Here is a 7831-nt window from a genome sequence, read left to right on the forward strand (position 1 = left end):
GGTCTATTTTTCCATTTCAGATCAAAAAGAGGCATTACTTCCCTTTTGGGACGGCCTCTTTTTTCTAAAGCTCTGGTCCATGGTCTCGCTCTCTCTTTCTAGTTTGTTGCTTTTCTAGTTTCTCTTTTTCAATTTGTTTTTGTTTACTTGCCAAGAATCTTTGAACACCCTCAATTTCATCTTTATCAAAATACTTTGTTAACGGCTTTTCTTTTGCTTTATCTAGAATACGAGCCTTGAGATAGCCAAACGCGAAAGCAAGTTCAGGAACTTTTTCCTTGTAAAATTCCTTAACCTTTTCCACCGTTCTTTTCAAAAAGTCATTCTCTTTTTGCAGTTCCTCTTTGTCTTTTTTTAAATCGCTATTCTCACTCTTTAACAATTCTCTTTCAAGTGACACAGTGTCCTTATCACTTTGCAACTTTTCATTTTTGATTTTAAGGCTCTTGTTTTCGTCTCTGAGCGTTTCTGAGGCCCTTGCTAGTACTTTAATATTCTCAAAGTCTTCTAACGCAACCTCGACCGTTTTGGGGCGCATAAGACCCCCTCGTTCTTTTACTTCAATCTCATCCACGCTTTTAACCTTGTCTAAAGATTGACCTAAGTCGCTTAAGCGACTTTTCTTGTCCTTAATGGACTCCTCTAATGTTTTGATTTCATCCTTTAGTATTTTGGCCTTAAATTCTTGTGTGGTTAAATGCTCCCGATCAGAGCCTTTTTCTCCCCGCTGCAAGTCAAAGCCTTTCTTCTGAAGATACTTTGGGAACTCATCTTGAATCCATTGCAATTCCTGCCGATTAAAGACGTTTTTCCCTTGCAGTTTACCGTCACGCATCGGCACAACCCCCAAGTGCATATGGGGAGTTTTCTCGTCATTATGTACAGTCGCATAAGCAATATTCCGCTCTCCATAACGTTCCGCAAACAACTTATAGCTTTCTTCAAAAAATCGCTTTTGCTCTTTCCCATCAAGTCCGTCAAAAAATCCTCTATCTGATGTCACAAGTAACTCATTTACAAGAACAGCATCTTTCCGTGTTTGCCGTGTTCCAGTCTTCTGGATCTCGATGATCTCTTTTACTCGTTTGTTATAATCAATCTTTTCGGGATTCACCAAATCATAATTCAAATGGCAACGACTTTTATCAATCTCGTGATTCGTTTTACTCTCACGTTCTCTCTGGTTATGAAACTGCATCCCTTTTAGGTCATGAGATTTCATTTTTTGCATCCGGCAAACCGCAAAACTCACGCAGGAGTCCCCCTCGTTTTACCCTCTATTTTTGGGTTAGATTTCGGCAAAAACTTCCATGTAAAGTATAACCCACTATACTTTACTGCGTAAAGTGTGGGGTCTGCGACGCTTTTTTTCGGCTTCCGCCGAGCCCTGCACGCATGGCAAGACCGCGGGGGATTTCGCTCCCCCACCACCCCACGACCAACGGCAGCCCGTTGGATCGCAATAAAAAAAATCAACCAACCCCACCCTTCCAATCTTGGAAGGGATGCCCCTTCGGCAGGCGTAAACCGAACGGGGTTCGGTTTTTTTCAAGAGGTTTTTGGTGGGGTGAACGTGTCAATTCCCTATCCTCCCGTTCCCTTTCGGGTCCGGTCCGGTACCATTGACACTACCAAGATCTTGTCCTCCAATCATTAAAAGGGAACAGCCCTATAAAAGAAAACAAAGAGACCTATCAAGGCCTCTTTGTTTAGTTAACATAAAATCGCTTAGCGGAAGTTCTTTAGTTTTTCTTCTACATGTCTTTCCTTATACTGGGTGCTTTATTGTGTTGTTCTTGCTCTATAACTCTACATGCCTATGTGGTATGCTCTGCCCAAAAGCAAGGAATTAGCCCTAAATGCATAGTAATGGATAAAACAACATTATCCTGGATGGAGCTGAGGGAAAATGAACGAAAAAGAAGTCAAAGAATCAGAGAATATTGATAATAATCATGAAGAAAACAGGGATTTGATATTAAAATTAGATAAGCAAGTTGCCCTTGGTCTCTGGATCCAGGTAATTGGTCAAGTTATTGAATCTACAGCTTTATCTCAATTATTAGTATTAAATGGTGACCCAAGTGATCCTAATCTAAAAGATGAAGAGACCATTGTTTTAGGTTCCTGGATGCAAACAATTGGGCAATTATTAGAAGCTATAGGGGTATCAGAGCAAATCCCTGTAAAGAATGGAACGGAAGAAATAGATATCATAACTGCAGGACAAAAAATTGCAATAGCTGGCGATTGGTTACAAGGTTTTGGTGCTTTATTGGAAGCTATAGCTGGAACTAACATACTAACTAAGGAGCAGATTAGTTCAATTATTGCAAAGCATGTTATACCTTAAGATCATCCACTGTCGAAATGGGGATGTGATATTCAACTAATCTAATGAAACTACCGAAAATTAGAGAAATTAATTGTTATGTATATTGATTATCCTAAACAGTTTTTATGAGAAGATCATAGAATAGTATGATAATTAAAATATTTTATAAAGAAAGGAGATATAAATATGGCACTTCAACTTATGAAACTTCTCGTTACTGCTTCTACTACAACCGATACTGTTCCTACAGATTCCAGATTTTTTCATACAACAACGGCACCAACGGCTGCTGGAGCTACATTAACCATTGATGCTGCAAGTTTTCTACAAGATGACGGTACGGCAGTAACTTCACTTCCTTCATTAGCAGCCAATAACAATTACTTTAATGTCTATATTAACGGTGTTTTACAAATGAATGGTATTTCAACTTATACACCGGGTGCAACTGGCGTTGGATCACTTGCTATTGCTGTACCTGCAGGCGGATCTGGAATTCCAACTAGTACGCCTATTGTGTTAGAACTAGTAAGTTTTGCTCCATCGTCTACAACAACTGTAACAACTTAATTAAGAAGTCTCAAAATAAAAAAGTTCTTTATTAAAAGAACTTTTTATTATTGATAAATTGTAATAAATTGAATAATAATAACAGTTCCTTTTACGGGAATATCTTCCGTTAGCAATGTAAGTTTTCCTTTTTCAACTTGGTAATTAACAATAGGTTGAAGCATACCATTAATAAACAAATTAATATAGGAGACTTCATTTGATGACAATATATAGGTTATTCCGTATTCTGCTAGAGCATCATCATTTGTATAAACACGTTTTTGTCCATCTGAAAGAGTAAAGTATAATAAATTAGTTGTTTGTATTGGTCTTGGTGGAGCAGGAGGATTGGGCGGTCCAGGTGTCCCTATTGAACCTAGGTTTACAGATGTAATTAGCGGTTCCCAACGTTTTCCATTAAATCGATAAAAAATTCGGTTTCTTGTATCCAAAAATAAACTTCCGGTTTCAGGATTTATTGGACGAGAAGATAGTAGGCCAGCTTGTAACGACGGAACACCATCTGCATTTATAATAAATTTTATATTAGATAAATCCCTATTTATGTTTCTTCACTCCTTTCTCCTCTTAGAAGGAAAATAGCTGTCATACAAATTTCAATTATCTTAAATCCATATACTGTAATTAATTCTAACATATGTAATATTAAAGGGCTGAATTATTTAATTAATACCCTATACATGTCAGGTTTATATAACACGGCATTATCGGAATTCAATGTATCTAGGATCCTACAAAAATCCCCTCCAGTTAAGCAACCTGGAGGGGATTCGTGTTCACATAATCAGTGTTAGCGGTAGTTGGTTCATAATATCTTAGCAAAACAACTCTTACTTTTTGAGTAATATGATTTTTGGTTTGTTACGGTTTAATTATCTTAGATAGGTATTTACCTTATTTCCTTTTAGATATTGGACACATATCTTAATTAAGAATTTTAGAGGAAAGGGAGGGCGTACACATGGAAAGACAAACTCCGTATTACGGAAGTCAATACCCTTATCATCATCCATACCCGGTTAGTTATTATCCATATCATCACCATCATTATCCATACTATCATGTAGGTTATTATCCACATCACCACCATCATTATCCATACCATCATGTGGGTTATTATCCATATCCTCACTATGGATATCATGGTGGCTATTAATGTAAAAACAAAAAATATCAAGAAAGAGGGGACTTTTTGGGTCCCTTTTTAAATATTGTTAGTTTACATAACTAACGAAAACGGAAGAGAGTAATCAAAAACCACCCGTGATCACGGGTGGTTTTTATTTGTTAGATCAACTAATTGTAATACCCGCACTTGCGAAACCTGTGACAGTGGAAACGAGATTAAGACCTGTTGGATCTATTGAGAAAACCATTAATAATTTATCACCAGGAGATACTTCTTTTGCATAAAATGTTGCATACTTTACAAACAAACTGTTTACGTATAATCAGAAATAGGGGATTGTGAAGCATGTATCCTGTTTTTATGAGAGTTGTCCCTTCTGTCCCTTTATGGCAATTTGTTGGTACGCAGCATGCGTGGCACAGCGCTTCTAGTCCCACGACTTCGTATCATCCACACAATTATCCTACAACAGTTCATCATTATCATTATCATGTTCCCTGGATATATTTTAAAAACTTCTACGGTACATTTTATATTTAAAAAAAGCAATACCTCTTATAGGCATTGCTTTTTTTATTTGCCAAGTAATTTAGCGATCCAACTTTTCTTTTCTTCTGTGGTTGCAATCATTTTCTTTGCTTCCTGCATATTGCGAATAAGTGACATGAGTTGTTCATCACGTTTGTTTTCTTTGTCAGAACGATTATGTTCTATTTGAGTTTGTTTTTTCTTCTGGTTATGAATCACTTCTTTTAAGTACTCATCCCAAAAACCTTGGGCGCCGTCCAAACCCGCAAGGGGAATCCCTAATGAAATCAATCTTTAAATAAACCGAAAAAACCTTTCCGTTTTTGTTTCTGATTTTGCATACTCCTAATATTTTCAAGTAATAGTTGATCTCGCTTTTCCAGCTTTTCCTCAAGAAAAGTTTCTAGTTTATTATTTTTTTGCTCCACTTCGATTAGTTTTGTCTTCGTATTGGCTAAATGTTCTTTTGTAGTAACTAATTCATCGGTGATTTCCTGCAACTTTTGAATTAATACCTGATTAAATGATTTTGTAATTGCTGATTGGCCAATACTTCATCTAACTTTTTTTCCAGTTCCGATTTTTCTTCTTTTGCAACAAATAAATCAAGTTCTCCATTCCGCCATGCCCTTACTTGATCATATGACCATTTTTGGACATGAATTTTTTCTTTAATTGCCTTTAATTCCTCAATATTTTCCTTAGAGTCCCTACGATGTCCCCCTTGACTTCGCTCAGTCTGTATATTGAATTCGTTTGACCATACCTTTAATAAATCGGGGGTAACCCCTAAACGATCGGCAACGATTTTCGGTGTATAGCTTTCTGATTTTATTCCCAATTTTAAACCTCCCTAAAAAATCGGAATAAGGTTTTTCTTAGAAAAACACTGTTATATCAACGTTTTTATCAAAATCGGAAATTACTTAAAATGGATTTTACAACCGATTTTAAAAACGATCTGATTTCGGAATTAGTATCGTTTTTAAAACTGAATAGTAGTTACTTCTCGATAATAGCGTTTAAATCTTTTAATTTTATACAAAAAAAGACGGAAAATAAACGGGGCAAGGATCCACATATCCTTGTTACTTCTACGCTGAATAGAATCTTGTATAACGTGAAATTTTAGATCGCGTACAGAATGTTGATATCATGCGGATTCCCTCGGGCATGGCACTTCCGATAATGAGAGATTATGCTAACCTCACATGTATAGGGTATACAAACAAGGCACTGATACGTATCCAGTGTCTTTTGGTATTGGGAGGTTCCAATACCTTTCGATTCAAGACCAAGTGAGTATAAGTGTACAAGCCAATTTACCTTTCTACCATATATTTATTATTACACAAGGTGAAAGGGAGATATAAACATTGAATTGGGACAACTTAGGGTTTGTGATATGCAAACCGGACGCGGTATACTTACATTTAGAACAAGAAATTCTATCGTTTCTGCGACAAAAAGGCTTTCAAATTCTTGCTTGCAAATATGTGACTATTACACCGGATCTATGCAAGCTTTTATATTGGGAGGGATATAGGAATGCTCCTAAGCTGTGGGAATTGAAATCTAAATTCTTTCGTTTAGGAGAAAGTTTATGTGTGCTGGTTCAAGGCACACCACAATCGCCATACAAATCTGTTTCTGAACTGATTTCCCAAAAATGGAAGGGTGACTTCAGGCCTGAAAAAGTAAAGGAAGGAACAATACGGCATACGTTTGGATCAATGAGTAGGATATTTAACCTATTTCATTCTTCAGACTGTACAAGCGCTGCGAAAAAGGAAGCAGCATTGTTTTTTACGGATGAAGAGCTGAGACGGTCGATACATCAAGGTGCGTCCTGCTTACCTAAACAAAAAAAGAAGCGCAATCTCAATCTCGATGTTACAGATATATACTTCCGTATCAAGAAGAAATGCATACAAGCTTCATCCATACATCCCGAAGTGAAGAGAAAATATAGGGACTATATTGATAAGAAGCACTATCAGGCCATGAGTGTAAGCAAGTCCGAAAAGGAAATCTGGCTGTACAAAACTTTGAAGAAGGAATACTCGAAGTTTTATCATGTCATTCACGAAGACGAATTGCTGAAGTGTATCACCGATTACCGGGATTTTGAAAAAATAGATTACGATACACTGTTTCAAGCGTTCGCTGCAATGGATTTAAATCTTACGAAATGGGAAACCTGCTTGCTCAAAACAACAATGTTAAATTTTTAAGTGGATGAGCACATTTTTGTTATAGTTCCAGCGTCCATAAAGATTTATCTTTTTAAACGGTCGAACTTCCAATAACACCTGATTATGTGGACACAAAAGCCCTTCAGATCACTTAACTGGCGGGCTTTTGGTAGTCTCTTAAATACATTGACTCCCGATAATGTGGGATTATGTTAACTTCATATGTATAGGATATACATAATATCATAAGACATAAAGAGATAATAAAGCCAACTAATAATCAATGGGGCAAGAGTTGCTTAGTGCTATTCTAGTCTACTTTGCCCCTGTATGAACGAACTGTAGTATTATCTGAATAAATAAGTAAAATTGTATTTTTAAGACGAAGTGCTACCTGAACCTCCAAGTAAACCGCCAAGGGACTTTACCAATTTTTGCAATGCTGGTGTAATATCTTGTTCGGAAGTTATTTTAAGACACTCTAATTCAACTTGGAGTTTCGTTCCAAAAAGAACAACTGTAATTGGAACTGGAATCGAAACACAAAGGGCTTCGCTTCCATCACACTGACACTGCTGCGATTGTTGTGACTGCTGTGATTGTTGCGACTGCTGTGGTTGTTGCGACTGCTGTGGTTGTTGTGACTGCTGTGGTTGTTGTGACTGCTGTGGTTGTTGCGACTGCTGTGGTCTTATCCCTCCACTCATATCCATATTTCTGCCGTCTATTACCAAAGGATAAGAGTCATATGGATAATACTGATAAAAAGCATTTGTGTGTCCATAATGACCATTATACATATTTCTTTCTCCATTCATTTTTTCCATCTCCCTTCCGTTACATGGTATTAACCTAGTGGATGATGGGTTCATCAGATTTTTCGTGCAGGATACCCCGACTTCAAGGAATGTGAAGGGCGTAGCCCAATGAGTAAGCCGGGGAGGAATGCGCGTTTTTGCGTAGTAAACCATTCCAATGCCGCATTTCCTCCTTTACGGTATCATTTTGGATAAGAGATGAACCGTTGGGTGAATCGTCGCTAAAGGCACCCTTTTTGTTCTTTGACAACCT

General features: G+C 37.2%; 9 protein-coding genes and 1 pseudogene. 5 read left to right on the forward strand and 5 right to left on the reverse strand.

Translation table 11 applies throughout. From position 1 onward, the window contains the following. Positions 1-64 precede the first annotated feature (64 nt). Positions 65-1252 carry a MobV family relaxase gene (gene mobV / locus EP737_RS26765; protein WP_342772935.1) on the reverse strand — a complete coding sequence of 396 codons (1188 nt, stop codon included), beginning with the start codon at positions 1250-1252 and terminating at the stop codon, positions 65-67. 657 nt (positions 1253-1909) lie between these two features. Between mobV and EP737_RS23640 the strand changes: the two genes are divergently transcribed. Both EP737_RS23640 and EP737_RS23645 read left to right on the forward strand, forming a co-directional pair. After that, on the forward strand, positions 1910-2353 hold the full coding sequence (locus EP737_RS23640; RefSeq protein WP_129731634.1) for a hypothetical protein: 444 nt from the start codon (positions 1910-1912) through the stop codon (positions 2351-2353). Positions 2354-2521: 168 nt separating this feature from the next. Further along, positions 2522-2905: a DUF4183 domain-containing protein gene (locus EP737_RS23645; RefSeq protein ID WP_129731636.1), complete on the forward strand. Its 384-nt coding sequence runs from the start codon at positions 2522-2524 to the stop codon at positions 2903-2905. A 47-nt stretch (positions 2906-2952) separates the two neighbouring features. Here the strand turns inward: EP737_RS23645 and EP737_RS26405 are convergent, their stop codons facing one another. Continuing rightward, the gene (locus EP737_RS26405; protein ID WP_342772936.1) at positions 2953-3339 is read right to left on the reverse strand and encodes a DUF4183 domain-containing protein; all 387 of its coding nucleotides are present in this window, start codon (positions 3337-3339) and stop codon (positions 2953-2955) included. Positions 3340-3869: 530 nt separating this feature from the next. On the opposite strand from EP737_RS26405, the gene EP737_RS23655 reads away from it, so the two are divergent. Together EP737_RS23655 and EP737_RS26670 are read left to right on the forward strand one after the other, a co-directional pair. Next, positions 3870-4064 carry a hypothetical protein gene (locus EP737_RS23655; protein ID WP_129731640.1) on the forward strand — a complete coding sequence of 65 codons (195 nt, stop codon included), beginning with the start codon at positions 3870-3872 and terminating at the stop codon, positions 4062-4064. A 128-nt stretch (positions 4065-4192) separates the two neighbouring features. After that, complete coding sequence (locus tag EP737_RS26670) at positions 4193-4321, forward strand: hypothetical protein (protein ID WP_281278926.1); 129 nt, start codon at positions 4193-4195, stop codon at positions 4319-4321. Between the two features lie 289 nt (positions 4322-4610). Here EP737_RS26670 and EP737_RS23660 read toward each other — a convergent pair whose 3' ends face one another. After that, positions 4611-4856, reverse strand: coding sequence for a DUF3967 domain-containing protein (locus EP737_RS23660; RefSeq protein ID WP_129731642.1), 246 nt, complete (start codon positions 4854-4856; stop codon positions 4611-4613). Continuing rightward, a pseudogene (locus EP737_RS23665) lies at positions 4853-5406 on the reverse strand (MerR family transcriptional regulator). Before EP737_RS23665 ends, EP737_RS23660 begins: the two are co-directional and overlap by 4 nt. Before the next feature lie 535 nt (positions 5407-5941). Here EP737_RS23665 and EP737_RS23670 point away from each other — a divergent pair. Next, positions 5942-6799 (forward strand): nucleoside-diphosphate kinase, encoded by an 858-nt coding sequence (locus EP737_RS23670; RefSeq protein WP_129731644.1) that lies wholly within the window; start codon positions 5942-5944, stop codon positions 6797-6799. A 338-nt stretch (positions 6800-7137) separates the two neighbouring features. On the opposite strand, the gene EP737_RS23675 is transcribed toward EP737_RS23670, so the two are convergent. Then, a complete protein-coding gene (locus EP737_RS23675) occupies positions 7138-7560 on the reverse strand; it encodes a hypothetical protein (RefSeq protein WP_205651009.1) in 423 nt (140 codons plus the stop codon). Between the last annotated feature and the right edge of the window lie 271 nt (positions 7561-7831).

Origin of the sequence: Ectobacillus funiculus (assembly GCF_004138295.1) — a bacterium.
In the GTDB taxonomy this organism is placed as follows: Bacteria; Bacillota; Bacilli; order Bacillales; family Bacillaceae_G; genus Ectobacillus; species Ectobacillus funiculus.